The organism is Chloracidobacterium thermophilum B (assembly GCF_000226295.1).
Taxonomy (GTDB): Bacteria; Acidobacteriota; Blastocatellia; order Chloracidobacteriales; family Chloracidobacteriaceae; genus Chloracidobacterium; species Chloracidobacterium thermophilum.
This window is the reverse complement of sequence record NC_016024.1, coordinates 762,862-789,322: the sequence shown is the minus strand read 5'-3', so window position 1 is coordinate 789,322 and position 26,461 is coordinate 762,862. Positions and strand designations below refer to the sequence as shown.

Here is a 26,461-nt window from a genome sequence, read left to right as displayed (position 1 = left end):
TCGGAAACCGCCATGGCACTTTTTTCCCGCAGTTTTGACCGTGAAAAAACCCTCCGGCAGGCAGAAAAACATGCCCAGCAGGGCAAGCTCGAAGCCGCCATCAAGGACTATGAGCTGGTGGCGCGGACAGACCCCAGGGATGTCACCATTGCCAACATCCTGGGCGACCTCTACCAGCGGGTCAACCGGACACAGGAAGCTGCCGGGCGCTTTGCCATGGTGGCCGAACACTACGTCCGGCAGCAGCAACTGCCCCAGGCCATTGCACTGTACAAGAAGATCATCCGGTTGCAGCCGGACCAGCCGGAATACAGCCTGGCGCTGGGCAACCTGCACCGGAAACAGGGCATGGTGGCGGACGCCAAACAGGACTACCGGAACGCGGCCGAGGCTGCCCGCCGGAACGGCACCCGGGAAACGCTCATCTCGGCGCTACGGGAGTTGGCCAAGCTCGATCCGGGCGATGGGCAGGTCAAGCGCGAACTGGCGGAAGTCCACCTGCGCAGCGGCCAACGCACGGATGCTTTCGAGCAATTCCTGGCGGCCGGAGCTGCCCTGCGGCGGCAGCAGGACTGGGAAGGCTCGCTCGGCGCGTATGACCGCGCCCTCTCCATCCGCCCCGACAGCACCAGCGCGCTAGGGGGCTATGCTGAAACGTGCATTGCCGCCGGACAGGCGCTGCTCGGCTACGAGCGCATTCGCCAGCAGATCAGCCAGACGCCAAATAACCTCGAACTTGCTGTGGTGCTGGGGCGGGCTTACCTGCAAGGGGGAGAACTCGACGCGGCCGAAGCCACCTTCGACCGCCTGTTTGCCATTGACCAGAGTCGCTTCGAGCACTGCCTGGAAGTGGCTGAAGCCTGCGTCCAACGCGAGGCGTTTGACCGTGCCGTTCACATCGTCCGCAGCCTGCTCAACCTGATTCTCGACCGCGGACAGAAAAAACGTGCAACGGCCATTCTGCGCAGTATTCTTGAACACCATCCCAACCACATTCCGACTATTGAGTGCCTGGCCCAGGTGTATGAGCAGTCCGGCGAGAAGCGGAAGCTGGCCAGCACCCTTGACTTGCTTTCCCAGGCCTATCTCGATGCCGGACGTGAGGCCGATGCCATCCGCGCCCTTGAACAGGCCATCCGGCATCAACCCAGCCGCAAGGCGCGGCAGCGGCTCAAAGCCCTGGCCGGTCACAAGGCGGATGATCCGGCCCCCGCAGCGGCGATGAGTTTCCCGGAAGGTTTTGAGTCTCCCTCGGCTGCCGGCTACTACGACCGCATGACGGCCGGGGCAACCTCACCGGCCGGAACAACGCCGTCGGTGGAACGCACCGAGACGACATCGGGCGAATACAGCATCGCCCTGCTCGACAGTCTCCTGGTGCAGAACCCGGAACTGATGCAGGCGCGGCTGACACTGGTTGAACGGATGGTGGCCGCCCAGCCGGATGTTCTGGAAACGCGCCTCCAGCTCAAGGACCTGTATGCCGAAGCCAGACGAAAAACTGATGCCGCACGCGAAGCCATGTGCTGGCGCAGATGTATCAGGCGCGGGGTGATGCAGACAAAGCTGCCGAACTGCAGGCGGAAGCAATCTCGCTCGATCCCAATGCCGCCCTTCTGCCGGCCACACCACAGCCGCTTCCGGTGGCAGCCCCTCTGCCACCGGCGATACCGCTGTCGTTTGAAGTGCCAGGCGGGCTGGCGAATCTCCTGACAGGCAGCCGGGCCGCCGAGCCGTCGGGTGCCGGACGGCTGAGCGATCTCCTGACACTGGCGCAATTTCAGAAACTGCACGGACGCGAGTGGAACCGCGCAGCACGCCAGGGTTATCCGCTCACGCTGTGTCTGGCACAGCTCGACTTCTTTGCGTCCTATCCGGCCGCTTTTCGCCAGCCATGTCTGGAAGTCGTCGCCGGGCTTTTCGATGCCCAACTCGCACCAGTAGGCGGCATGGCGGCCTATGACCCTGGTGAAGGCTTTTTGGTACTTATCCCCGATGCGGATGCTGAGCAGGGACGGGAGCGGGCCGAACATCTGTGTGCAGCCATCCAGCAAAAAGGGATTCCGCACGCTTCCTCGCCCCACCGGGTTCTAACGCTGAGTGTGGCGGTCACAAGCGACCTGCCGCTCTTTGAGGGCATGCCGTTTGATAAATTCGTGTCCGTTCTGCGTGACGCCCTGGCCCAGGTGACCACCCGTGGTGGGAATCTCGTCACGGTGGTTCCGGCGGCGTACCGTCGTCCATAGGAGACGGCCAGTGTGGTACGGGGCGACAAGCCGGACACCCAAAATCCAACGGACACGATTGAAATGCCAGTCTGGCTCACACTAATATGGAGGCGCTGCAACCCTGAAAAGCCTCTTCAACTCATCTCCCGGCGGGGCGTAGCACATGCGGACGACCGGTAAAACCAAAACGTCTTCCATTCGGGAACACACCCTGGAATCGCCCGACATTTTACGGACGGCGCGGGCGGAACTGATGCGCGATGGCGTCTATCGCTTTCGTGTCAATGGCAGCACCATGCGCCCCACCATCTCTGATGGTGACTGGCTGACCGTTGAGCAGGTGCCAACCACTCAGCTCGGTGTCGGAGACATTGTTCTGCTTTGCACAAGCAGCCAAACAGCCGTCGTGCATCGCATTCTGCGTTTCGAGCAACGCCATGCCACGACCTATGTTGTAACCCGTGGAGATGCGGCTGAGGGTCTCGATGTCTCCGTTCCGGTTTCCAACGTCGTTGGGCGCGTCCTGCGCATCGAAAGTAATGGCGTCCGGCATGATCTGACCACGTTCTGGCGTCGTCTGCGGACACGCCTCGCCGGGTGGCTCCACCGCTGGCGCTTCCGCAAGGTCAAATCGGCCTGAAGCACTTCTTTGCCCTTCGTCAGGCAACCTTCTGTTCGCCCCTGACCAAGGCTTGCTGGAGATTCCCCATGGAAAAACCCCTTTCTCCTGCTCCCCGCAAAGTGACCATTGTCGGCGTGCCCATGGACTTGGGCGCCGACCGGCGCGGCGTGGATATGGGGCCGTCCGTCGTACGCATTGCCGGCCTCAGCGCCAAACTCGCCGAACTGGGCTACGACGTGGAAGACGTTGGCAACATCCCGGTCGCACTGGCCGAAATGCGCCGTGCCACACCTGCCGACGCCAAACACAAGTATCTTGCTGAAGTGGCCAAATCGAATGCCCTTCTGGCCGATTGTGTCGAAGGGATTCTGGAACGCGGCGCGGTGCCCATTGTCCTTGGCGGCGACCATTCGATTGCCATTGGAAGTGTGGCCGGGGTGGCCGGTTACTACCGCCGCCGGGGCCAACGCATCGGCATCATCTGGATTGACGCCCATGCTGACATCAACACGCCGGAGTCATCCCCTTCCGGCAACATCCACGGCATGCCGCTGGCCGTTCTGCTGGGCTACGGCCCCGAAGTTTTGACGCACATTGGCGGTTTTGCTCCGAAAATACACCCTGAAGACTGCGTCATTATCGGTGTGCGTCAGATTGATGAAGGTGAGCGTCAACTCGCGCGTCAATTGGGCCTGCGCATCTACACAATGCGCGATCTCGATGAACGTGGCATGAGCGCCATCATGGATGAAGCCATCGCCTGGGTTACACGCCACACGGTTGGTTTTCACGCGACATTCGACATGGACTTCGTTGACCCTTATTATGCGCCTGGCGTCGGCACGCCCGTTCCCGGCGGGGGCACCTATCGTGAAAGTCACCTGGCAATGGAGAAAATTCACGATTCAGGCAAAATGCTCTCGGTCGAAATGGTCGAAATCAATGCCGTTCTCGATGCGCATAATCGGACCGGCGAACTGGGCGCGGAACTCCTGCTCTCTGCGCTCGGCAAAAAAATCCTGTAAGTCTGCTCAGGGCGCTGGGCGAGTCGGTTTCAGGACGTAGCCAACCAGGGTACGGCCGGCTCGGCCTTGCGTCGCTTGGAGGAACCGGCCATGGCACTCGAAACGTCTGAAAAAATCTGGCACAACGGCAAACTGCTCCCGTGGGAGGACGCGCGCATTCATGTCATGTCGCACGTCATTCATTACGGCTCCTCGGTATTCGAGGGCATCCGCTGCTATCAAACCCCACGTGGTCCACGGCTCGTCCGCCTGCGTGAGCATGTGCGCCGTCTGTTCGACTCCTGCCACATCTACCGCATGACGATTCCCTTTACGATGGAGCAAATCTTCACGGCCTGTATCGAAACCGTACGGGTCAACAAGCTCCAGCACTGCTACGTACGCCCCATCGTGTTTCGCGGCTATGGGGCATTTGGCGTCAACCCGTTCCCGGCGCCGGTGGAAACCTACATCATCTGTTTTCCCTGGGGACGCTACCTCGGCAGCGACGCACTTGAAGCCGGGGTGGATGTATGTACTTCTTCCTGGGCGCGCATGTCCCCCAATACACTTCCCACCACGGCCAAAGCCGGTGCCAACTACATGAACTCCCAACTCATCAAGATGGAAGCCATTGTCAACGGCTATGCCGAAGGGATTGCCCTTGACGCTGCCGGCTATGTCAGTGAAGGGAGCGGGGAAAACGTCTTCATGGTGCGGGATGGGACCGTCATTACCCCTCCGATTGGACGCGCTGTGCTGCCTGGCATCACCCGCGATGCCATAATGCGTCTTTGTGAAGACCTGGGCATTCCGGTCGTGGAGCGCAGCATTCTCCGCGAAGAACTCTACATTGCCGACGAGGTGTTTCTCACCGGCACAGCCTGTGAAATCACTCCGGTGCGCACGCTCGACAAGATCAAAATCGGCGAAGGCAAGCGCGGCCCCATCACCAAACAACTCCAGGATGCCTACTTCGGCATCATCCACGGGGAGCGTGAAGACCGCCATGAGTGGCTCACCGCTGTCTGAACCGGCTGCGCTTTCCTGCAAGGCCTCTGTCCCTGCCCTCGAACAGCTCCGCCAGGACATCACTACCTGCCGGAGCTGTTCCCGTCTGGTGGTCTGGCGGGAACATGTAGCGCAACACAAAGTCCGCCGCTTTGAGACGGAAACCTACTGGGGCAGGCCCATCCCCGGCTTTGGCGATCCACAGGCCCGGTTGCTTATTGTCGGGCTGGCGCCGGCGGCGCACGGCGGCAACCGTACTGGGCGCCTCTTCACCGGCGACCGGAGTGGCGACTGGCTGTTTCGGGCCCTCCACCGCGCCGGTTTTGCCAATCAGCCGACGTCAACCCACCGCGAAGATGGGCTGCAACTCATCAACGCTTACATCTGCGCGGCTGTCCGCTGCGCGCCGCCGGGCAACCGGCCGCTTCCCGAAGAAGCTGAGACCTGTCTGCCGTTTCTCGTCCGCGAAATGGAATTGCTCCCTGAAGTGCGCGTCATTGTCGCCCTTGGGCAGTTTGCCTTTGAACAGACCCTGAAGGCGCTGCGTCAGCAGGGAAAAGTGCTTCCCAAGCCAAAACCGCGTTTTGCACATGGCGCGCGTTATGACCTCGCACCTGGACTCACACTGCTTGGTTCTTACCACCCAAGCCAACAGAACACGCTGACGGGTCGGCTCACCGAACCTATGCTGGATGCCATCTTCACAACCGTACGCCAGATACTACTCCCTGACGCAGGCGCTACTCCGGCGGGTCGATGTCAAAAAGTTCTGCGCCAAACAACCGTTGCAGGTTTTTGACCGCCGGGTGACGTTCAACCTCAGCCCGCAACAGCTTTTCCCGGCGGTCCGGCTCTGGCTCTGAGGCAGCAGGCGGCTGACGGCCTTCCAGGCGGGTGACAAGGCTCACCTGTCTGCCGGTCAGCGCCTGCAGGACTTCCTGCAGGAAAGCCCGTGCTTCCCGGACGGAAGCCTCCTGCGATCTGGCTTCAGGGCCGAAGGTCAACTCGAACCGATCGCCATTCCATCGCGCGGACTGAACTTTTTCAAGTTGTGTGGCTAAAAAGGGTTTTCCCTGTTCATCAGCCCGCTGCCTGATTCTGTCCAGAACTTCGGTCGCGTTGGTCGGGTCGAAGCTGTCATCCGCCGGTGGGGCTGCCGCCAGCAGGGTGACATCCGGTGGCGGTTCCGGGGGTGGCTCCGGCGGTGGTGCGAGCCGCAGCGGCGGACGGTCAGGCGACCCGGATTCCGCGCGCGTGGGGCGTTCCGGGCGTGTTGCCGATGGCGGCGGCGTTGGTTTGACCGGCGTGGCCGGCCGCTTTCCGGCAGTGGTGCCACCCGGTGAAGATACGGGAAGTGGACGGGGGCCTTCGGTCAGAAGCGCATCAAGCCGCGCCAGAATGTCCTCCAGCGGCTTGAGGTGGCCAAGCTGGGTCAGTTTGACGAGACCGACTTCCACAAGTGGGCGCGGGTCCTCTGCCGCCCGCACCTGCATTTCCAGGTCAGCCACCAGCGAAAACAGCCGGATCAGTTCGGCAACCGTGAAGTACCGGCTCTGCTTTTTGATAATAGCCACTTCACTGTCGGCAACCGGCAGCAACTCCCGGTCAGCGCCGACCAACTGTGCCACCAGCAGGTGGCGCAGATAGGTCATCAACTCCCGCAGGAACTGCCGCAGGTCATGGCCCGTCCGAACCAGCCGCTCCACTTCCATCAAAACAGCAGCGGCATCCGACCTGTGCAGGGCTTCCACGACTTCTGACAGCCAACCGATGCCGATGAGACCAAGGGCGTCGCGCACGGCGGCTTCATCAATCTCGGTGGACGTGCCGGCAAAGGCCAATACCTGCTCAAGGGCCGACTGCGCATCGCGCAGGCTGCCACGCCCGGCCTGGGCAATCTGTACCAGCGCCGCGCGTGAAATCGGCACCTGCTCCGCCTCGGCAATCTGCCGGAGCCGGTCGGCAATGACGTCAACGCCAACCGTCCGAAACTCATAGACCTGACAGCGGGAGAGAATGGTCTCCGGCAGCTTGTGCAGTTCCGTCGTCGCCATGATGAAGACCACGTGCGACGGTGGCTCTTCGAGAGTCTTCAGCAGGGCGTTGAAGGAACTCGTCGAAAGCATGTGGACTTCATCAATGATGAAGACCTTGTAGCGGTCGCGCGCCGTACGGTTTCCGACCGTGGCAATGATGACCTCGCGGATGTTGTCCACGCCGGTATGGGAAGCAGCGTCAATTTCGAGAACATCGAGCGAGTTGCCGGTCAGGGTTTCCTGGCAGGACGGACACACGCCGCAGGGGGTGGGCGTCGGGCCTTCGGCGCAGTTGAGCGCCCGGGCAAAGAGTCGGGCGCAGGTGGTTTTGCCGACGCCGCGCGGCCCGGCAAACAGATAGGCGTGGTGGAGCCGTCCCGTCCGCAGGGCATTGCTGAGGGCGCGCGTAATGGCCGCCTGCCCCACGACATCTTCAAACTGCTGAGGTCGCCACTTGCGGGCGATGACCTGATAAGCCATAAGCAAAAAGCCTGACCGGCAAAGCCACGCTCCCCCAGGACCCAAGCTACATCCCCCAGGCTGGCGTGCGTGATGCCGGTTGGCATGAGTCCCGAACTGCCGAAATCATGCCATGCCCAAAACACTGACCGTTGCCACGTGGAACGTCAACTCCATTCGCGTCCGCCTGCCCCACGTGCTGGACTGGCTCGAACGCCACGAACCGGACATACTGTGTCTGCAGGAAACCAAAGTCCCTGACGCTGATTTTCCATTTGAGGCTTTTGAGCAACTTGGCTACGTAGCCAGCGTGTACGGACAGAAAGGTTACAACGGCGTGGCTATTCTCTCCTTTGAGCCACAGCAGCAGGTTCGCTATGGCTTACCCGACGATGCGCCCGATGACCAGCGGCGGTTTCTGCTCGCCACGATCTGCGGTGTCACTGTGGCCTCGGTGTACGTACCCAACGGCGAAGCGGTCACCTCGCCGAAGTTTGCCTACAAGCTGTCCTTTCTGGAGCGGCTCACGCACTTTCTGACAAGCCATCTGACGCCGGAGATACCGTTTCTGCTCTGTGGTGATTACAACATCGCGCCGGCCGACATTGATCTCTACGACCCGGAAAGCAACCGCGAGACAGTGATGTTCCATTCGCGGGAGCATGCCTTTCTGGCGCGCTGGCGGCAGTGGGGACTGCGCGACAGCGTCCGCGAGCAGCATCCCGACGAGCCGGGGCTGTATAGCTGGTGGGACTACCGTACGGGTGGGTTTGCGCGCAACCGGGGCTGGCGCATTGACCACATCTGGGCAACGCCGGTTCTGGCGGATGCCTGTCTGTCAGCCAGCATTGACCGCGCCGAGCGCGGCCGGGAACGTCCCTCTGACCACGCACCGGTCGTGGCCACCTTTCGCCTTCCGTCAAAAACCAGCGGCTGAACCGACCACCCGAACATCAAAACCGCTCACCACAGGCACTGTGGTGGGCGGTCAGACATCGTGCGGTTCAGGTGAGGTTACTCAAGGGCTTTCTTTTGGGCCGGGCCGAGTGTCCGTTCCGTACCAAAGGATTCCGACAGCGCCGTGGGTTCATCCGGGATGAGGCCCATCTGCCGCTTGTAGGCGATGAGGGCATCCTGGGCCTGAACGTTATAGACTTCGCGTTCGAGCTGCGCCATCTGGCTGTCCACGCCCAATGTGGACAACTCCATCTTGGCTTCGGCAGCAGCGGCGCGGCGGTTGATTTTCTCGCGCATTTCATCAAACGAACCAGCCGCGTCCCCCACCTGGAAGGACGCCATCGTGGCAGCAAGCTGCTCCTGCATCCGTGCGCGCTTGCTCTCGCTGATGAGTTGCATCGCCTCATCCTGCTTGCGCTTCATCTTGAGCAGGTAGTCATCGCGGAAGCGGATGGCCTGCTGCGAAGCTTTCTTGGCCACCGCGAGCTGCTCCTTGGCGCGGGCCAGCGAGTTTTGCTTTTCCTGCATGGAGGCAATGTAAGTGGTGGCAATGTCGTCGCGCCCCATCTTGATCGCAGCCTTAATCTTGCTGTCGAGTTCGGTGATTTCGCGCTCCAGCGTGGCGACCTCCCGTTCGAGCAGCTTTTCATTGGACATCACCTGCGCGACACTTTCGTTCAGCTTCGGAACCTGGTCGCGCATGTCACGGATGACCTGCTGGAGAATGAGTTCGGGGTCTTCAGCAGCGTCAATTATCCCCCCAAAAATCGAACGGAACAGGCGCTTCAACCTTTCCCACATGTGCCGGGTGCCTCCGCCAGTAAAATGTCCTGAGCCAAGCCTGAACAACTCCACGCCATTTGCCTTTGATTTGGCAGACCTGCTCAAGCTGTGCCGCAGTCTAGCAGCCTTGGGTACAAGTTCCAAGCACGTTGCTCCCTACCTTCACAGGCAGCACAGCGGCGGGACGTGGGAAATTTTCAGACTTTTATGACCATCTTGTGTCAAACATCCCATGACCGGCATCCAACACGACCAAATCACACGACCAAAATCAAAGGAGAAACATCACGTGGGTCAAAGGTGTGAAATATCAGCCAGCGTCCGGCGAGGCGCACGGGTGCGAACGCGGACGGCGACGTACTGGTTGGTGCTGGGTTGCCTCCTGGTCAGCCTGTGTCCGGGTGGATTCATGTTTCCACGGACGACAGCCACAGCTTCCGTGGTCACCTCCGCCAGTGGCTATGACCTGAGCGGTGTCCGCAGCCAACTCCAGGCGGCCGTCGCGGCCAATCAGCCGCCGGGGCTGTCCCTGAGCCTTCGCCACCGTAATCGCCTGATCTTCCGGGAAGCCTACGGACGCCTCGCCTTCGGCGTCCCCTTCACCACCGAATCACGGGTCTTTCTGGCTTCCTCAACCAAACTGATTTCCATGGCGGCCGTGATGGTCTGCGTGGATCGGGGCTTGATCCGGCTCGATGACCTGGTTGGCGCATACCTGCCCGCTTTCCGCGACATGCCCGTTGCCGGCTCAACCCAGCGGGCAAATCCCACTATTCGGCAGTGTATGGCGCACACTTCGGGGATGCGCGGCGCTTCCGCTGCCCTCGACAACCCAACCATCACGCTGGAACAGGCCGTGGCCATCATTGCACAGGAAAACACACCGCTGCGCGCCCAACCGGGTACATAGTTTTTCTACGGCGGCGTCTCGATGCATGTGGCCGGGCGCGTGGTCGAAGTGGTGACCGGCACACCGTTTGACACCTTCGTGCGGCAGAACATCCTTACACCGTGCCGCATGACGCGCACAGCCTTTACGGAATCGGGTGATTTCACCGCCAATCCGCGCGTGGCCGGCGGCATGTGGTCAACTCTTGATGACTACATGAACTTTCTCACCATGCTCTATGCCAACGGCATCTTCGAGGGGCAGCGCGTCCTGTCGGCCGCAGCCTGTCTGGAAATGCGCCGCGATCAGACCCAGGGTGCGCGCATTGTTTCCTCGCCGTACCAGGGCTACGGACAGCCAGACACCCGCTATGGCTTCGGATGGTGGCTCAATACGCTCGACAGCAATGGCGTTGGCATCAACGTCAGCGACGGCGGCGCGCTTGGCACGCTGCCGTGGATTGACTACCGCACCGGGGCGTTGGGCGTCTTCTTTGCCCAAACACCGCTCAGTCAGGTCTTTCAGCTCACAGAACAGGTCCGGGCCAGCGTCAACAACGCTGTGCAACAGGCCACGCCGCCCCGCCCCAATCCCCGAACGATTGGGGTGTACCGCCCCGGCAACGGCAACGTGTACCTCAAGTTTGACAACGCTTCAGGCTTCGCGGACATGAACTTCTTTTATGGACAGGCTGGCGACATCCCGGTTGTGGGCGACTGGGATGGCGACGGCGTGCAATCCGTCGGGATTTTTCGGCAGGGCCAGTTTTTCCTCAAAAACACCAACGGCCCCGGTGCCGCCGACGTGGTGTTCAACTTCGGCGCGCCGGGGGACCGGCCCGTGGCCGGCGACTGGAACGGCGATGGACGCGACACGATTGGGGTGTACCGGAACGGCATCTTCCTGCTGCGCGACACCAACGACGCCGGCCCTGCCGACTACATCATCAACTACGGCAACCCGAACGACCTGCCTGTGGTTGGCGACTGGAACGGCGATCTGTTCACGACCGTTGGCTGCTTCCGGCCGTCGGATGGCTTTGCCTACCTGCGCAACACCAACACCAGTGGATTTGCGGACGTGGCCTTCTTCTACGGTCTGGCCGGCGACCTGCCCGTTGCCGGCGACTGGACTGGGCAGGGCTTTGACACCTTCGGCGTCTATCGCCAGGGAACGTTTTTCCTGCGCAACTCAAACACGCCCGGTTTCGCCGATTTCACGGTTCAGCTCGGACTTCCCGGCGACCTGCCTCTGGCCGGACGCTGGCGCTGATGGGGAAGCTCTGCCGTGCGGCTGGCGGGCAAACTCAACATGTTGGCAAAGATGCGATAGGCCCCTGCCACTCCGGCCGGTAACTGCCGGAACCAGGCATAGCCGGTGTAGATGTAGTGTCCCCGCCCCAGCCGCGTAATGACCAGCCCACCGGTGTTGGGCGCTTCTCCGGCATCGTGGCTTTCCAGCAGCGCTGTGTAGCGGTCATCGTAGGTGGCCCAGTCGTACAGCGACCGCTCCTGCACCCAACCCTCCCAATCCTGCGCCGTGATCCGGTTCGGCACGTTGAATACCGGGTGGTCCGGCTGCAACACCGTGACCGGGGCGGTTTCATCCGTGGTGCGCCGCGCCATGGTTGCCGGAAAGGGTGGAAGCCCCCGCACAACGTAGTCTGGGCGCTGGTACTGCACGATGAGCGTCCCGCCCTGCCGGACGTACTCCAGCAAACGGGCGTGCTCGGCAGCAAAGTCCGGGCGGGTTTGTGAAGCGCGAATCCCCACCACGATGACATCAAAAGCCTGCAAATCGCCGGTGGCCAGCGTGTCCTCATCCAGAAGCGTCACCGGCAATCCCATCCGCCGGATGGCCTGCGGCACCAGGTCCCCGCTGCCCATGACGTACCCCACCTTGACTGGGGCAACCCGGATGTCACTGACCAGAACGGTCAACCGGGCAGGCGGATAGAGACGGCGGGTTGGAATGTGCGGATAGGCAATGACCTGCATAGTGCGGTCATACCGCTGACCGTTGCTCGTCGCGGTGGCCGAGATGGTGTAACGCCGGGCTGGTGTCGCCGGTGGAACAACCACCTCGAAGACGAACGGTTGCTTTCCCTTTGGCGGCAGCGTGAAGGCAACTTCGGAAGGTGTGACGCGCCAGCCACGGGGAACATCGAGTTTGACGCTGCCGCTGCGTTCCGTCTGGGCATGGTTGGTGACGGTTGCCACGATACGCTGCGGCGCTGCTTCTTGTTCGTCCTCCCGTTCGTCAGTCTTCGGAACAACCAGCAGGGTATCGCTCAGGCTGACCGAAAGCGGCGGTACAAGTTCCACCTCCCGTTGCACTTCACCGCGCACCGGATCAGCGTAGCGATACCTGAGCGGGACACCAAACTGACAGGGCCGCCCAAAGATGCGCCCATACCCGAAAATGTCCAACACCGACCGGCCCGGGCGTACCGGCCAGTCAGGGTGGGGCGTTATCTTCAAGCGGACTGACGCCAGGTAGCCCTCTGGAAAACGTTTCTCCTCCAGCCACGTCGTATCCACGTGGAGAGACATGATGAAGTTGCCCATCTCGAAACGGGGCGCGTCCATCTGCCAGGGGGTGAACACGATATTGAGTGTGTCGCCTTCGGTCACAGTTTCAACATCAGCCCAGGCCGCCGGTTGAAACCCGGCGGCCAGTAGAAAGGCCCGCCCCAACTGCTCCCACTTGACATCAAGCGCCGATGACGGCGGCGGGGGCGCTTTACCCGGCCCATATCTTTCGCCAACGCCGACCGGCTCCATACTTTCCGGTGGCGCGCCGTCAAGCAACCGCCGACACCGCATCAGCTTTGCGTAGGCTTCGGTCAGAACCTGATAGGCTTCCGTCGGCGTGACACAGCCTGCCGCCAGACGATCCACCATCGTCTGGATGTCAGCGAGCAACTGCCGGGCTTCCTCCGGGGCCGACGCCTCCACCAGGCTGCACAGGCTGGTGTCCAGACCATCAAACAGGCTCTTTTCGTTGGCTGGGTCCGTTGGCACGCGGCTTTCGACGAGCTTCACCTGGGAAAACTGCTCGCCTTCCGGCTCCAGCGCCCCCATTTCCTGTGACTTGTGCTGGCTGCGCCCATGCATGGCCACCTGAAAGTAGGTTCGTCCGAGTACCGGGTCATAGATACCGGTGGGAATTTTGAGCGGCGGATGGGGATTGTCCGGCGGCGCAACGTCGGCACTGACATAGAGTTTTTGCACCTGCCAGGCCGGGCCGAGTTCGGGATGCCAGTCGGGATCACCGGCTTTGGCAAAGGCCAGCCGCGTGAGATAGCCGCAGTACTGGTGATGGCCGTGGCCGTCACGGGGCGTCCCGCCCCAGCGCGAGACAATGACCAGCGGCTTGAACCGGCGGATGACTTTGACCACGTCCTGCAAAATGGCATCGGGGCCGTGCATGGCATTCCACTTCGCCTCGGTTTCCTCGCGGGTCTTGCTGAAGCCGAAGTCAAAGGCGCGGGTAAAAAACTGTTCGCCGCCATCGAGGGCGCGCGCCTGGAGCAGTTCTTCGGTACGTATCACACCGAGCGCCTCGCCCTGCTCCGGTCCCAGGATGTTCTGCCCGCCTTCGCCACGGGTCAGCGAAAGGTAGCCCACCCGCGCGCCATCCCCCCGCGCCAGACGGGCAATAAGCGCCGAATCCTCGTCATCGGGATGGGCACCGATGTGCAGGACGCTGGCGGTTGTCGGAAGCCGCCGGAGCTGAAGCTGAAGCCCAACCAGACCTGGCGCATCATAGCCGCGCACCTGGGCGTGTGCCGCCGGAAACAGAGGACACACCCCGCCTGCCACCAACCAGAGAAGCCATATCACCGTCAAAGGGAGACGCATCGTTGTGATTTCCTTGACCGCCGGCCGTCTTTCCTCCGGGCGGTTCAGGTGACAGACGCCATCCCGTCCCGAAGCTGCTGCCAGACGGCCCGGCTCTTTGGAGGGCGCTCCAACGCCAGACATACCAGTTGTCCGTTGAGCGCGGCCAGTTCGGCCAGTGTATCGGCGGCTGGCGCATGATGCCAGAAATCACCCGGCGACTGACGCTGTATTGCGGCATAAGCCCGGCGCGCCGGCAGGCTGATGTCCCGGCCATACGCGAGACAGGTCGTGCAGCCCGGCGTGCCGTCAGCGGAAAGGCGCGCGGCCGGCGTGGACAGCAAATCTACACCACACCGGGCGCAGTGTTTCCAGTCCGGCAGAAAACCGGCCAGCCGCAGGAGCCAGGTTTCAACATAGACCATCAGGGCATCAGGCGTTTCCGGCCGTGGCGTCTGCGCGTGGCGGTCGGCCAGATCGCACGCTGCGGCGAGCAGGCGATATGCAGGGTCGTTGGCCTGATGTGCCGGAAACAGCTCACTGGTGAGTTCGGCCCAGTAGGCCAGCATGGCCATCAGAACCGGATCGGACGTTGCCGCGAAGTGCAGGCGCTTGACATCGCAGGCCACAAGCGACACGAGTTCCTGCCCCTGGCGTTCGCGGTACACCACGCTCACCTCGGAGAACAGCTCCAGCGCCGCGCCGTACTTCTGGCGTTTGCTCTGGGCCCCGTAGGCCACAGCGCGCACCAGTCCGCCGCTGCGGGTAAACAGCACGACAACCTTGTGCGCTTCGCCATACGGATAGGTACGGAGTACGAAAGCGTCGCTGGTGTGTAACGTCGTTGCCGCCGACATACGAGGTTTGCAGTGGCTTCAAAATCCAGCATGCTTGCGCCGTGCGCGCCTGGGCGCACCATCAGCGACACCCTGCAATGAAAGGAATCTTCCGGCACATGGCCGAATACATCAACCGCCAGTGGCGACTGGCTGCCCGTCCGGTGGGCAACTTCAAGGATAGCGATTTCACCTGGCATGAAGAACCCGTTCCTGACCTTGCGGATGGGCAGGTTCTTGTCCGCAACATCTATCTCTCGCTCGACCCGACGAACCGCATCTGGGCGGCGCAGGATTCCTATCTTCCGGCTGTGCCGCTGGGAGATGTCATGCGCGGCGTGGCCGTCGGCGTGGTTGAAGCCTCACGGCACGCGGGCTTTCCGGTGGGCACCTTTGTTCAGGGACTGCTTGGCTGGCAGCTCTACTACGTCGGCAACGGACAGGGTTTGACGCCGATTGCCAAAATCCCCGGCCACTCCCTGCTGCTCTATCACGGCGTTCTGGGTGCCATTGGACTGACGGCCTACTTCGGACTGCTCGACATCGGCCGCCCCAGAGAGGGCGAAACCCTTGTGGTGTCGGCGGCGGCCGGAGCTGTCGGCTCGATGGTCGGCCAGATTGGAAACATCAAAGGCTGCCACGTCGTGGGGATTGCCGGCGGGCCGGAAAAATGCCGCTGGATTGTCGAAGACCTGGGTTTTGACGCAGCCATTGACTACAAGCATGAAGATGTCGCAGCGGCGCTGACGCGGTACTGTCCCAAGGGTATTGACGTGTACTTTGACAACGTAGGCGGTGCAATTCTGGACGCGGCGCTGGCCCGGATGAACAACTTTGGGCGCGTCGTCGCCTGCGGCGCGATTTCGCAGTACACCAGTGAGAAACCACCTGCCGGGCCAGCGAACTTCCTGCTTGTCATCAGCAAGCGGCTGCGGATTGAAGGCTTCATCGTGCTCGATTACCTGCCGCGCGCACAGGAAGCCATCCCGCAGCTTCTCGAATGGATTGCCCAGGGACGCCTCAAGTACCGGCTCGATGTTGTTGACGGTCTCGAACAGGCACCCAGGGCCGTGCAGAAACTCTTTGACGGCTCCAACATCGGCAAACTCGTCGTCAAGGTCTCGGATGAACCATGACGCAGCCCGTTGTTGGCTGACGCAACAATGACGCACAGCATTCTGGTTGTTGCTGGAGAAGCTTCCGGCGATGCTCACGCGGCGGAACTTGTTCACGAGATACGCCTTCTGGCGGAGCAGAACGGTGTGGCCGCGCCACGGTTTCATGGGATGGGGGGCGAACGTCTGGCGGCGTCCGGCGTTGCGCCGCTCATCCGCATGGAAGCCGTCAGCGTCATTGGTATTGTCGAAGTGGTACGTCATCTGCCGACCATCTGGCGCACCTTCCGGGAACTCGTCGCCGTTCTCGACCGTAACCGTCCCGACGCGGCCATTCTGGTTGACTTTCCCGATTTCAACCTGCGTCTGGCGCGTCAACTCAAGCGACGGCAGATTCCTGTCATCTGGTACATCAGCCCGCAGGTCTGGGCCTGGCGCAGCGGACGGGTCTCACAGCTCAAACAGCTCGTGACGGACATGCTCGTACTGTTTCCATTCGAGGTTGCCTTCTATGCCCGCCATGGCATGAATGTGACCTTTGTTGGACATCCGCTGCTCGACCGTGTGCCGCGTTTCTCACCGGACGAAAAACGGTCTCTCCGGGAACGTTTCGGACTTGGAAACGATAGCTGCGTCATTGCCCTGCTGCCGGGCAGTCGCCGGTCGGAACTGCGCCACTATCTGACCCCAATGCTCGACGCGGCCGAAAAGCTGGCGCGTCATGACGCATCGCTGCGCTTTGTGATTCCACGTGCGCCGTCGCTTGCGGATGCTGATTTTACGCCCTGGCTGCGGAAAGTCGGGCTTCCGGTCCGGCTCATCCCGGATGCCTTCTATGAAACACTCGCCGTGGCGGATGCGGCCGTTGTCGCTTCGGGCACCGCCACGCTGGAGACGGCACTGGTTGGCATTCCGATGGTCATCGTCGGCAAGGTCGCGCCCTTGACGGCAATGTATCTGCGACGCTTTGCCCCGCTGCCTTACGTCGGACTTGTCAACTATGTGGTGGGCGAAGCTGCTGTGCCGGAGTTGCTTCAGGAACAGGTTACTGGCGAAAACATTGCCCGGCGGCTGCACGACCTGCTGCACCAGACGGCGGAACGGGAACGTTTGCAGGCCGTCTATGCCGCCATTCGGGCGCGACTGGGCGAAACTGGCGCTTCGGCGCGTGCGGCGCAGGCCGTATGGCAGCGTCTGACGGCGCTCCCGCGTCGGGCGGCGCTGCCATTTCAGACCCAGCCGCAACCCGATGCCCACGCCCCCTGAACGTGTTTCACCGGCAGGGCTTTGCCGGGAAGCACATCAGGCGCTCTGGCGGGCGCGGTCGTAAGCCTGCACAATGAGCTGCACCAGCCGGTGCCGCACGACATCCCGGTTCGTGAACTCGACAATGGCAATCTCGCGGATGTCGCGCAACACGGTCATTGCTTCGACAAGGCCCGACAACTTGCCGGGCGGCAGGTCAATCTGCGTGGCATCGCCCGTCACCACCACCCGCGAGCCAAAACCGATGCGCGTCAAAAACATCTTCATCTGCTCGGAGGTCGTGTTTTGCGCCTCGTCGAGAATGATGAAGGCTTCAGACAAGGTTCGCCCACGCATAAAGGCCAGCGGCGCAACTTCGATGATACGCTTTTCCAGCATGCGGGTGACTTTATCGGCATCGGCCAGATCAAAGAGCGCGTCGTAGAGCGGGCGCAGGTAGGGGTCAACCTTGTCCTGTAAATCACCCGGCAGGAAGCCCAGCTTTTCGCCGGCTTCGACCGCGGGGCGCGTCAGGATGATCCGTGAAACCTTCTTCTGCCACAGGTAATGCAGCCCCATGGCGACGGCGAGAAAGGTTTTTCCCGTCCCGGCCGGGCCGATGCCAAACACGAGTTCGTGGGCTTGCAGGGCCTCCAGGTAGCGGCGCTGCGTCGGCGTCCGCGCCGAAACCATTTTTCGCCCGGTCGGGTTGAAACGATAGGTCTTGGAAAAGAAGCTCTTGAGGGAGGAAGTCCGGTCGTCGGCAATCTGCTTGAAAGCCTGACGCAGTTCCTGGCTTGACGGGGCAGCACCTTCAATGACCAGTTCGGCAAAGTCGGTCAGAATGGACTCGACCACGGCTATGTCGGAAACCTCACCTTCAATGGTCACTTCGCTCCCGCGCGCCCCAATGCGGACGTTCAGCAGCGATTCAAGATACCGGATGTTTTCGTCATAGGGCCCGAACAGAACTTCGAGACCCTCGTCAGGAAGCGTCAGTTTCTTCAAACCACCACCTTGATACTGAGTCGTGACCACCGGAGTGCAATTGGTTTGACCTGCCAGCTACTATCGTAAAGCCACCGGCGGGTGTCAACGGCAGCCGGTCTGACTTGCACGGGACATCCGGGTGTGATTTTCCATGACCGCATGTGGCGGCCCCGGTCGGCCGCTTTTCACTGCCCAGACCGTTCTTTCCAGAAAGGTTCGACGCCGTGCGTTACCTTGCCCACAAGTTCTTCACCTCTCAGCTTATTGCCGTGGTGGTCACGGCCTCACTCACAGTTATGGCACAAACAACCCGTCCGACACCACCCATTGCCAAAAAAGAACCGCGCGTTTTCGAGTTGCATGGCGACCGGCGCGTGGATGACTACTTCTGGCTGCGCGACGACAAACGTCAGAACCCGGAAGTGATTGCTTACCTCGAAGCCGAAAATGCCTACACGGAAAGCGCCATGGCGCCACACAAGGCATTTGAGGACAAGCTGTACCGGGAAATGCTGGCGCGTATCAAAGAAACCGATCTCAGCGTTCCCTATTTATACCGCAACTTTTTCTACTACTACCGCACCGAACAGGGCAAACAGTATCCCATTTATTGCCGCAAAAAAGGCTCACTCGATGCCCCGGAAGAAATACTGATTGATCTCAATCAGCTTGCCGAAGGTAAATCCTTCATGGCGTTGGGGGCATTTGCCGTCAGCGACGACGGCCGACGGCTGGCCTACACCACAGACGACACAGGTTATCGCCAGTACAAGCTCCACATCAAGGATTTGACCACCGGCGAGCACCTGCCGGACACTGCCGAGCGGGTCACGAGCGTTGAGTGGGCTGCTGACAACCAAACCCTGTTTCTGGTCATTGAAGACCCGGTGACCAAGCGTTCCAACAAGCTTTTCCGGCACACACTGGGCGGTAAAACCGAAGAAATCCTTGAAGAAACTGATGAACTGTACAACCTGGGACTTGACCGTACCCGTGACCGGAAATATCTCACGCTGCTTTCCATCAGTTCGACGACAAGCGAAGTCCGTTACCTGCCCAGTGACCAGCCACAGGGAACCTTTCAGGTGCTTTTTCCCCGTACCGAAGGCATACGCTACTTTGCTGAGCACCGCAACGGTGAGTGGTTCATTCTGACGCAGGATGGCGGCAAAAACTTCCGCATCGTACGCGCGCCGGTCAGCGATCCGTCCAAATCCAACTGGCGTGAGTTTGTCCCCCACAATCCCAAGGTCAAAATCGAATCCATTGACCTGTTTGCCCGCCATGCCGTTGTCACCACACGGGAAGACGGTCTTCAGAAATTCACCGTGTTTGATCTGGAGCAGGGCAAATCACACCTAATTGCCTTTCCTGAACCGGCTTACGCCGTTGGTGGCGCAACCAACGCTGAGTTTGAAACGACCAAATTCCGCTATGCCTATGAGTCGCCCATCACACCGCGCTCGGTCTATGAGTATGACCTCGCCACACGCCAGCAAACCCTGCTCAAGCAGAATGAAGTCGTTGGCGGCTACGACAAGACGCAGTACGTCACCAAGCGCCTGTTTGCGACGGCGTCGGACGGAACAAAGATTCCGCTCACCGTCACCTACCGGAAAGGCCTGCGGCGAACCGGCAAAAATCCTACGCTACTGTATGGCTACGGGAGCTATGGCATCTCGATTCCCGATGGCTTTTCCTCCAACCGGCTGTCCCTGCTCAACCGGGGAATGATCTTTGCTGTTGCTCACATTCGCGGCGGCGGCGAAATGGGTGAAGAGTGGCATGAGCAGGGCAAGATGATGCAGAAGAAAAACACCTTCACCGATTTCATTGCCTGCGCTGAGTTTCTCATCCGGGAGAAATACACCTCGCCAGCGCACCTGGCGATTCAGGGCGGCAGCGCCGGAGGACTGCTTATGGGAGCGGTTGTCAACATGCGTCCCGACCTGTTCCGCGTGGTCATTTCACAGGTGCCCTTTGTGGACGTGATGAACACCATGCTTGATCCGACCCTGCCGCTGACGACCGGGGAATACATCGAGTGGGGCAACCCGAACGAAAAGGCGGCTTACGACTACATGCGCTCGTATTCGCCCTACGACAACCTCCGGCCCGGAAACTATCCGGCTATGCTCGTCATCACGGCGCTCAACGACAGTCAGGTGGCCTACTGGGAGCCGGCCAAATACGTCGCCAAGCTGCGGACGCTCAAAAAGGACAACAATCTCCTCCTGCTCAAAACCAACATGGGCGCCGGCCACGGTGGTGCGTCCGGTCGCTACGATGCCTTGCGCGAAACAGCGTTTTACTACACGTTTCTGCTCACGCAGCTTGGCATTGAGAAATAAAGGGGTTTCCTGCCCAAGTTATGCTCATCAAGCGACCGGCTGACATCAAAAGCTCAGAAATCACACCCGAGTGGCTGTATCTCCGACGGCGGGAAGTGTTGCGCGGTCTGATAGCCGGCGGTTCGCTTGTAGCCACGGCCGGGATTTACCATCTCTTTGCCAGGGCTGCGCGCCGTCCGCCGCCCGGCCCTGGCCCGCGGCCACTAGCCACGGTCTCTGCCAGCGACGCTTCCCTGACGACTGATGAACCGCCAACGGACTACGACGACATCACGCACTACAACAACTTCTATGAGTTTTCGACCGCCAAGCATGACGTGGCCTATGAAGCCCGTGCGCTGGTGACACGCCCGTGGACAGTGACGGTTGAAGGCGATGTCCAGCGTCCCCAGACCTTCGACATAGACGATCTTCTGCGCCGCTTTCCGCTTGAAGACCGGGTGTACCGGCTTCGCTGTGTCGAAGGCTGGTCCATGGTTATTCCCTGGGTTGGCTTTCCGCTGGCTTCCCTGCTCAAGCTGGTCGAGCCACTGGGCAAGGCGCAGTTTGTGGCGTTCGAGACCCTGCACGATCCCAAACAGTTTCCCATGCAACGCGGGCAACTGCTTGATTGGCCCTACCGCGAAGGGCTGCGGCTGGATGAAGCCCTGCATCCGCTGACGCTGCTTGCTGTGGGCTTGTACGGCAAAACCCTGCCCAACCAGAACGGTGCGCCACTGCGGTTGGTTGTGCCGTGGAAGTATGGCTTCAAGAGCATCAAGTCGGTGGTGCGCATTGTGCTGACGACCCGCATGCCACGCACGACCTGGCGAGAAGCCGCACCCCATGAGTACGGCTTTTATGCCAATGTCAATCCGGCGGTGAGTCATCCCCGGTGGAGCCAGGCGACCGAACGGCGCATTGGTGAGTTCACCCGACGACCGACCCTGCTGTTCAACGGCTACGCCGAGCAGGTGGCGCATCTTTATGCCGGGATGGACTTGAGAACATTCTACTGACACCTTCACCCGGCAACGCCTCACTCAGACAGGCCGCCTAGACGCGATTTGCCTTGAGTTCGGCGAGGGAATAGTACGTGCCGCGCCAGGTGATACCGCGTCCCAGCAGGGTTCGCAGTGTGGCATTCCACACAATGAACATCATCAGCAGGACGGTCAGCGGGAAGAGCGGGACGTGCCGCCACCGGACGCCGTACCGCAGCGAGTTGTCGGCATAGAGCGCCAGCCCCAGTCCGACGTTGAGCAGATTGACCTGCCACACCCAGCCGCTTGTCACCAGCAGCGCCAGGCAGGGCCAGACAAACAGCAGAAACAGCGTGAGCGGCCCGGCGACAGCCAGCGCCAGGTTGTAATCCATCCCGGCAAAAGTGTTCTTTTCAAGCCCCCGGATGAGTTCTCCCAGGGAGTGATACCAGGTGACGGACAGCAGTCCCTTTCCGGCCACCAGTTCCTGTCGTCCGCCGGCCAGCTTGATGATTTTGCCAAGTTTCATGTCGTCATCGGGCCGCATCCGAATGGCAGCGTGCGTCCCAGCGCGCTCGTAGGCCGTGCGGCGGACGAGATTGAACGCGCCAATGCCGACAAAGACCGTACTGCGCGGGTCACGCGCCCGCCACGGACGCACGAACATCGAGAAACACATGGTGAAGGTGCCGAGAAAGGCCGTCAGCCAGAAGCCAGGCAGGGGGATCTCGGGCCCGACGGCGACGTGGTCAAGGCCTTCGGCAAGGGCAAAGGCCACAGCACGGCGCACGGCGCTGGGGTGCATGATGATGTCGGCATCGGTAAAGAGCAGGAAATCGCCGGTGGCTGCCTGCGCTCCGACCCAGTGGGCGTGATTTTTTCCCAGCCAGCCGGGGGGCAGCGTGGTGACGGTCACGGTTTTGAGCACCGGAAACTCACGCTGAAGGCGGGCCAGAACCTCACCAGTGGCATCGGTGGAACGGTCGTTGACCACAATGATCTCCAGCTCTGGATGATCCTGGGCCAGCAGTGACCGCAGCGCCGGCTCGATGGTGTCGGCTTCATTGCGGGCCGCGACAATGATGCTGACAGTGGCCAGGGGACGGACCTCCGGCCCAACGGCATCCGCCAGAAAGCGGATGGCCCGGTTGCCGCGCCCAAGGACGGCCAGCGAAGCCACCAGAACCACAGCGGTCACGATAGCCAGACTTTGAAGCAGAAGTTCCATGGCGTGACGCCAGCCTTGGGGGCCGTGCTGCGCAACGAACTGCGGACGTTGCCCGACGTGCTCAAGCTTAGCGCCACGGAATCAGCGCCAAAAGTGCCCGAAGCGGTCTCAAGGCGGCTGAGCAACAGAGCCACCATTGCCCCCAGCCATATTGGCTTGACGGCATCACCGGATCACACAGACAGACAGCCGGGCTGCTCACCACAGCCGGCCAGTATGTTGCCCGGTGTAGCAAGCTTCGGGTTGCCACCACTGGCATCCACAACCAGTATGCTTCGTGGACGAAGGGGCGGGAGTACCCCACGCGAGTGAAGTGCCGGTTTGGGAGGAAAGAAGGACAGGTGGTTTTGGATCAGTTGCGGACGGTGGACAAGGCACGCTTGGTCAGGCAACTTGGAGTGATGCCCCGTGAGACAGGACGGGCGGTGCCAGGGGTGCTGACAGAGATGTTTGCAGACAGACGGTGAGTGCCCAAGCGGTGCTTTCACCAATCACTTTCAGTGTGGGCAGGCGGAAGTGGAAGTTCAGCAAACCAACGCCTCACAACCCAAGTCGTTCCCCCAACCAGTCGCGCAGCATAAAGTAGCGCACCAGTTCAGGCTTTCTTGTCAGGTTTTCCTGCATTCGTTTTCCAGAGCGGCCTGGAGGGTAGCCACAACCTGCTCCGGCTGTGGCACGGTGGCAATGAGGCGCTGGTAGGGCGCGCCAGGCCGCAAGGTGACGACAACCGCCGGGTCCCGGCGGTACACAGCCACCACATCGTTGCCGCCCTGCCGGAGCATCGTCCCCAGCACAATGACCCACGGGATGCCGGTGCCAAAGCGCAGGCCATCGAGGATGTCCCACGGATCATCCACTTTCTCAACCGCTTGGATGTCCTTGAGTCCGACGGTAGCGCCGGAACGCAAACCGCCCAGCTTCTCCAGCGGGGAAAACTCCAACGCCAGTTGTCCATCACGGATTTTAAACGTCGCCATAGTTCTCTTCCCTCCAGGTGAAGACCTCCAGGTGAAGACTTTCCCGGATGTCTCCGCCGGCTCGTCCCCCACAACCTTCCGGTCCAGAACCTTCCCGCGGCCGCACGCCGGATGCCCCTTACGACAACGCCAGACGGTAACTGTGTGCTGCGAGACTGGCCAGCGGCATGGTATGACGTACATTCAGGTCGCACACCAGCAGGAATATCTCGTCAGCAAGAAAGTGAGTACTGAACGGTGACGCCATCTTCTTCTCCCGTGGTGTCGAGCCTGTCGGATGTAGCCGGACAGTTGCAGGCGCTGGAATCGGCCATTGAGACCGTCGTACGGGGCAAGCACGAGGTCGTCCGCCTGGCGCTGGTCACGCTCGTCGCCGATGGACACCTGCTCATTGAGGATGTGCCCGGCGTCGGCAAAACCACGTTGGCACGTACCCTTTCCCGCGCCCTGGACTGTTCCTTTCAACGCATCCAGTTCACCAGCGATCTGCTTCCCAGTGACGTTCTTGGGTTGAGCGTCTATGACCAGGTTTCCGGCCGGTTCGAGTTCCGTCCGGGGCCTATCTTTGCCAACGTCATTCTGGCCGACGAAATCAATCGCACCACGCCCAAAACCCAGAGCTGCCTGCTCGAAGCCATGGCCGAAGGGCGGGTGACGATTGAAAACCAGACATTTGAACTGCCCAAGCCATTTATCGTTCTGGCGACACAGAATCCCGTCGAACACCACGGAACCTATCCCCTGCCGGAGTCCCAGCTCGACCGGTTCACCATGCGTCTCAGCATGGGGTATCCCTCAGCCGAAGACGAACGGCAAATCCTGCTCGGCAAGGCCCGTCGCGATCCCCTGCTGGAGATGAAACCAGTGCTGTCGGCGGCGGATATGCTGGCGTTGCAGGAACGTGCCCGTACGGTACGGATGGACGATGCCCTGGTGGACTACCTGCTGCGCATCGTCAATGCCACCCGCACATCGGAACTGCTGGAAATGGGGGTCAGCCCACGGGGCAGCTTGGCGCTGTTTCGTGCCGCGCAGGCGCAGGCACTCTTTGACGGACGCGACTACTGCCTGCCGGATGACATCAAACGGCTCGCCATTCCGGTGCTTTCCCACCGCGTCATCGTCAGCCCACGGTATGCCGGTGGGGGGCGCGAAACCGATGATGCCCGGTCGGCGCTCGAAGAGATTCTCAAAACGGTGGCCGTGCCCCTGTGACAGGGACTTGCGGACTCACCATCACCAGCCAGGATTTGGCCAACAGTTGGTCGCTGGCAGACGGCTAGCGGTTGGTCAGCAGAATAACACCGTCCTGAACAAAAACGCGCAAGGGCGGCGGTGGTGGTTCATCAGGAACTGGCGCGGCGTTGGGCTTGGGCTTGGCAACCCGATGGGAAGACTTGCCATAACGCGCCAGGATGGTTTTGACATAGTGGCGCGTTTCAGCAATGTTGGGCACTTGGTAGCCACTGCGAATCACACGGTGTTCGCCAGCATTGTACCCGGCCAGCGCCAGCGCGACATCGCCGTTGAACATGTCCAGCAGCAGGCGGAGATACTTGACCCCGCCCTCAATGTTCTGGCGCACGTCAAAGACATTGCGCGTTCCCATCCGGGCGGCCGTCCCGTCAATCAACTGCATCAGCCCTTTGGCCCCGGCCGGCGAAACGGCGTAGGGGTTGAAACCCGACTCCTGGCGGATGACCTCGACAATCAGGCGCGGATCGACGCCGTACTTGGTAGCCATTTCCATAATGACGGCATCGAGTTGCGGCTTACCGGTCGAAATCGGGGCGGCCGGAGCAAGTTTTTCTGGCTCTGTCGGGGGTAGAGCGCGGCTCACCAAAATCCACGTGCCATTGGCATCCCGCCGCGCCACAAGTTGAGACAGGGGCGTTTCCTGAACCGCATCGCTTGTTGTGGACTCAGCTTCCCTGGCTGTTTTACCCGGCTGTGTCGCCGTTTCACCAGCCGGTACATTGCCAGACGGAGCAGGCGACGGAGAGGCCGGTACATTGGTTACAGCCGGCTTCGGCGGGGCTAGCGACACGGGAGGTGTGCGTGGCACGCGAAAGTCATCATTCGTGTGCGTTCGCGGGTATGGGGCTGTTCCCTGGGCCGGCGCTGGAGCATCCGCCAGGCAGAGAGCTGCCAGCAGGAACAAAGGAGACATCAGCCACAACGCAGGCCGATTGCACCGCGACCGCCCGGGCCCCACGGCCCATTGCATCGTTCGGTTCGTCATAAGCCAAGTCTTCGATGCCGGGCAGTCTAGGCGTCAGTTCCGGGACTGTCAACCGCCGGCAGGATGGGCAACCGTCCCAGCCACAGCAGACTTAACCTACTCGCCACTCGCCACTCGCCACTCGCTACTCGCCACGTGGGAAACCGTCCCGGCCGCAGGTCGCCTCAAGTGGCGGAGTCATCATCGTGGATGGTGCGCAGACTCAGAATTTCAAAGTGGCGCAGGCCCTGCGGCGTTTGCACTTCGACTTCATCACCGGGCTGCTTGCCCATAAACCCACGTCCAAGGGGAGAGGAAGTCGAAATCAGTCCCTTTGAAACATCAGCTTCCTCGGGCATAACCAGGCGATAGGTCACTTCGATATCCTTATCGAGGTCAAGCACCCGCAGCGTGGAACCATACGCCGCCCGGTCCCGGGGCAACGAATCGAGATTGATGGCAGCCAGCGCCGCCAGCCGCTGGTGCAATTCCGCGACCCGCGCCCCAACCAGCCGGACCCGCTCGCGCGCCGCCTGGTACTCCCCGTTTTCGCGCAGATCACCATAAGCGGCTGCCCGTTGGAGTTCGCGTGGAAGGTCAATCTTCAGTTCCTGTTCGAGTTGCCGTAGCTCCGCTTCGAGTTTTTCCCTGACATTCATCGCCATCACTCCGAAAAATCCATGGATATTGCAGCTTTGTCTTGAT

At 61.1% G+C, this 26,461-nt stretch carries 22 protein-coding genes and 1 pseudogene; 14 read left to right on the top strand and 9 right to left on the bottom strand.

Translation table 11 applies throughout. The features are described 5' to 3' along the window. Positions 1-12: 12 nt before the first annotated feature. From CABTHER_RS03335 to CABTHER_RS03310, 6 genes are all read left to right on the top strand, one after another. The gene (locus CABTHER_RS03335) at positions 13-1,713 is read left to right on the top strand and encodes a tetratricopeptide repeat protein (protein WP_014099167.1); all 1,701 of its coding nucleotides are present in this window, start codon (positions 13-15) and stop codon (positions 1,711-1,713) included. Next, positions 1,644-2,246 (top strand): GGDEF domain-containing protein, encoded by a 603-nt coding sequence (locus tag CABTHER_RS03330; protein ID WP_187288406.1) that lies wholly within the window; start codon positions 1,644-1,646, stop codon positions 2,244-2,246. Before CABTHER_RS03335 ends, CABTHER_RS03330 begins: the two co-directional genes overlap by 70 nt. Before the next feature lie 145 nt (positions 2,247-2,391). Beyond that, positions 2,392-2,868 (top strand): S24/S26 family peptidase, encoded by a 477-nt coding sequence (locus CABTHER_RS03325; RefSeq protein WP_014099165.1) that lies wholly within the window; start codon positions 2,392-2,394, stop codon positions 2,866-2,868. A 68-nt stretch (positions 2,869-2,936) separates the two neighbouring features. Beyond that, positions 2,937-3,875: an arginase gene (gene rocF, locus CABTHER_RS03320; RefSeq protein ID WP_014099164.1), complete on the top strand. Its 939-nt coding sequence runs from the start codon at positions 2,937-2,939 to the stop codon at positions 3,873-3,875. A gap of 90 nt (positions 3,876-3,965) precedes the next feature. Beyond that, positions 3,966-4,886 (top strand): branched-chain amino acid transaminase, encoded by a 921-nt coding sequence (locus tag CABTHER_RS03315; protein ID WP_041569058.1) that lies wholly within the window; start codon positions 3,966-3,968, stop codon positions 4,884-4,886. Continuing rightward, the gene (locus CABTHER_RS03310) at positions 4,864-5,664 is read left to right on the top strand and encodes a uracil-DNA glycosylase (RefSeq protein ID WP_014099162.1); all 801 of its coding nucleotides are present in this window, start codon (positions 4,864-4,866) and stop codon (positions 5,662-5,664) included. The genes CABTHER_RS03315 and CABTHER_RS03310 overlap by 23 nt, the downstream gene beginning before the upstream one ends. Here CABTHER_RS03310 and dnaX read toward each other — a convergent pair. Further along, positions 5,606-7,381, bottom strand: coding sequence for a DNA polymerase III subunit gamma/tau (gene dnaX / locus CABTHER_RS03305; RefSeq protein WP_014099161.1), 1,776 nt, complete (start codon positions 7,379-7,381; stop codon positions 5,606-5,608). The two genes, CABTHER_RS03310 and dnaX, sit on opposite strands and share 59 nt — an antisense overlap. 112 nt (positions 7,382-7,493) lie before the next feature. On the opposite strand from dnaX, the gene xth reads away from it, so the two are divergent. Further along, complete coding sequence (gene xth, locus CABTHER_RS03300; protein ID WP_014099160.1) at positions 7,494-8,297, top strand: exodeoxyribonuclease III; 804 nt, start codon at positions 7,494-7,496, stop codon at positions 8,295-8,297. A gap of 77 nt (positions 8,298-8,374) precedes the next feature. Here xth and CABTHER_RS03295 read toward each other — a convergent pair whose 3' ends face one another. Next, positions 8,375-9,118: a PspA/IM30 family protein gene (locus tag CABTHER_RS03295; protein WP_014099159.1), complete on the bottom strand. Its 744-nt coding sequence runs from the start codon at positions 9,116-9,118 to the stop codon at positions 8,375-8,377. A gap of 214 nt (positions 9,119-9,332) precedes the next feature. Here CABTHER_RS03295 and CABTHER_RS03285 point away from each other — a divergent pair. Beyond that, positions 9,333-11,261 (top strand): annotated as a pseudogene (locus CABTHER_RS03285) (serine hydrolase domain-containing protein). Here CABTHER_RS03285 and CABTHER_RS03280 read toward each other — a convergent pair. Together CABTHER_RS03280 and recO are read right to left on the bottom strand one after the other, a co-directional pair. After that, complete coding sequence (locus tag CABTHER_RS03280; protein ID WP_041569056.1) at positions 11,213-13,852, bottom strand: PIG-L family deacetylase; 2,640 nt, start codon at positions 13,850-13,852, stop codon at positions 11,213-11,215. The pseudogene CABTHER_RS03285 and the gene CABTHER_RS03280 sit on opposite strands and share 49 nt — an antisense overlap. Before the next feature lie 44 nt (positions 13,853-13,896). Further along, positions 13,897-14,688 carry a DNA repair protein RecO gene (gene recO / locus CABTHER_RS15400; protein ID WP_014099155.1) on the bottom strand — a complete coding sequence of 264 codons (792 nt, stop codon included), beginning with the start codon at positions 14,686-14,688 and terminating at the stop codon, positions 13,897-13,899. Between the two features lie 98 nt (positions 14,689-14,786). On the opposite strand from recO, the gene CABTHER_RS03270 reads away from it, so the two are divergent. Both CABTHER_RS03270 and lpxB read left to right on the top strand, forming a co-directional pair. Beyond that, a complete protein-coding gene (locus CABTHER_RS03270; RefSeq protein WP_041569055.1) occupies positions 14,787-15,803 on the top strand; it encodes an NADP-dependent oxidoreductase in 1,017 nt (338 codons plus the stop codon). A 27-nt stretch (positions 15,804-15,830) separates the two neighbouring features. Continuing rightward, positions 15,831-17,048 (top strand): lipid-A-disaccharide synthase, encoded by a 1,218-nt coding sequence (gene lpxB / locus CABTHER_RS03265; RefSeq protein WP_014099153.1) that lies wholly within the window; start codon positions 15,831-15,833, stop codon positions 17,046-17,048. 36 nt (positions 17,049-17,084) lie between these two features. On the opposite strand, the gene CABTHER_RS03260 is transcribed toward lpxB, so the two are convergent. Beyond that, positions 17,085-18,035 (bottom strand): PhoH family protein, encoded by a 951-nt coding sequence (locus CABTHER_RS03260; RefSeq protein WP_014099152.1) that lies wholly within the window; start codon positions 18,033-18,035, stop codon positions 17,085-17,087. A gap of 206 nt (positions 18,036-18,241) precedes the next feature. Here CABTHER_RS03260 and CABTHER_RS03255 point away from each other — a divergent pair, with 206 nt between their 5' ends. Both CABTHER_RS03255 and msrP read left to right on the top strand, forming a co-directional pair. Then, positions 18,242-20,368, top strand: a complete 2,127-nt coding sequence (locus CABTHER_RS03255) for a S9 family peptidase (protein WP_335334123.1) — start codon at positions 18,242-18,244, stop codon at positions 20,366-20,368. Between the two features lie 20 nt (positions 20,369-20,388). After that, the gene (gene msrP, locus CABTHER_RS03250) at positions 20,389-21,366 is read left to right on the top strand and encodes a protein-methionine-sulfoxide reductase catalytic subunit MsrP (protein WP_014099150.1); all 978 of its coding nucleotides are present in this window, start codon (positions 20,389-20,391) and stop codon (positions 21,364-21,366) included. A 37-nt stretch (positions 21,367-21,403) separates the two neighbouring features. Here the strand turns inward: msrP and CABTHER_RS03245 are convergent, their stop codons facing one another. Beyond that, entirely contained in the window at positions 21,404-22,558 is a 1,155-nt protein-coding gene (locus tag CABTHER_RS03245; protein ID WP_014099149.1) for a glycosyltransferase, read from the bottom strand. Positions 22,559-22,638: 80 nt separating this feature from the next. On the opposite strand from CABTHER_RS03245, the gene CABTHER_RS17740 reads away from it, so the two are divergent. Beyond that, entirely contained in the window at positions 22,639-23,025 is a 387-nt protein-coding gene (locus tag CABTHER_RS17740; protein ID WP_335334124.1) for a type II toxin-antitoxin system PemK/MazF family toxin, read from the top strand. A 141-nt stretch (positions 23,026-23,166) separates the two neighbouring features. Here CABTHER_RS17740 and CABTHER_RS03240 read toward each other — a convergent pair whose 3' ends face one another. Next, on the bottom strand, positions 23,167-23,535 hold the full coding sequence (locus CABTHER_RS03240; RefSeq protein ID WP_014099148.1) for a hypothetical protein: 369 nt from the start codon (positions 23,533-23,535) through the stop codon (positions 23,167-23,169). Positions 23,536-23,772: 237 nt separating this feature from the next. On the opposite strand from CABTHER_RS03240, the gene CABTHER_RS03235 reads away from it, so the two are divergent. Continuing rightward, positions 23,773-24,750 carry an AAA family ATPase gene (locus CABTHER_RS03235; protein ID WP_041569054.1) on the top strand — a complete coding sequence of 326 codons (978 nt, stop codon included), beginning with the start codon at positions 23,773-23,775 and terminating at the stop codon, positions 24,748-24,750. A 64-nt stretch (positions 24,751-24,814) separates the two neighbouring features. Here the strand turns inward: CABTHER_RS03235 and CABTHER_RS03230 are convergent, their stop codons facing one another. Continuing rightward, a complete protein-coding gene (locus CABTHER_RS03230; protein WP_081464671.1) occupies positions 24,815-25,705 on the bottom strand; it encodes a lytic transglycosylase domain-containing protein in 891 nt (296 codons plus the stop codon). Between the two features lie 236 nt (positions 25,706-25,941). Beyond that, positions 25,942-26,415, bottom strand: coding sequence for a GreA/GreB family elongation factor (locus CABTHER_RS03225; protein ID WP_014099145.1), 474 nt, complete (start codon positions 26,413-26,415; stop codon positions 25,942-25,944). Positions 26,416-26,461: the final 46 nt, after the last annotated feature.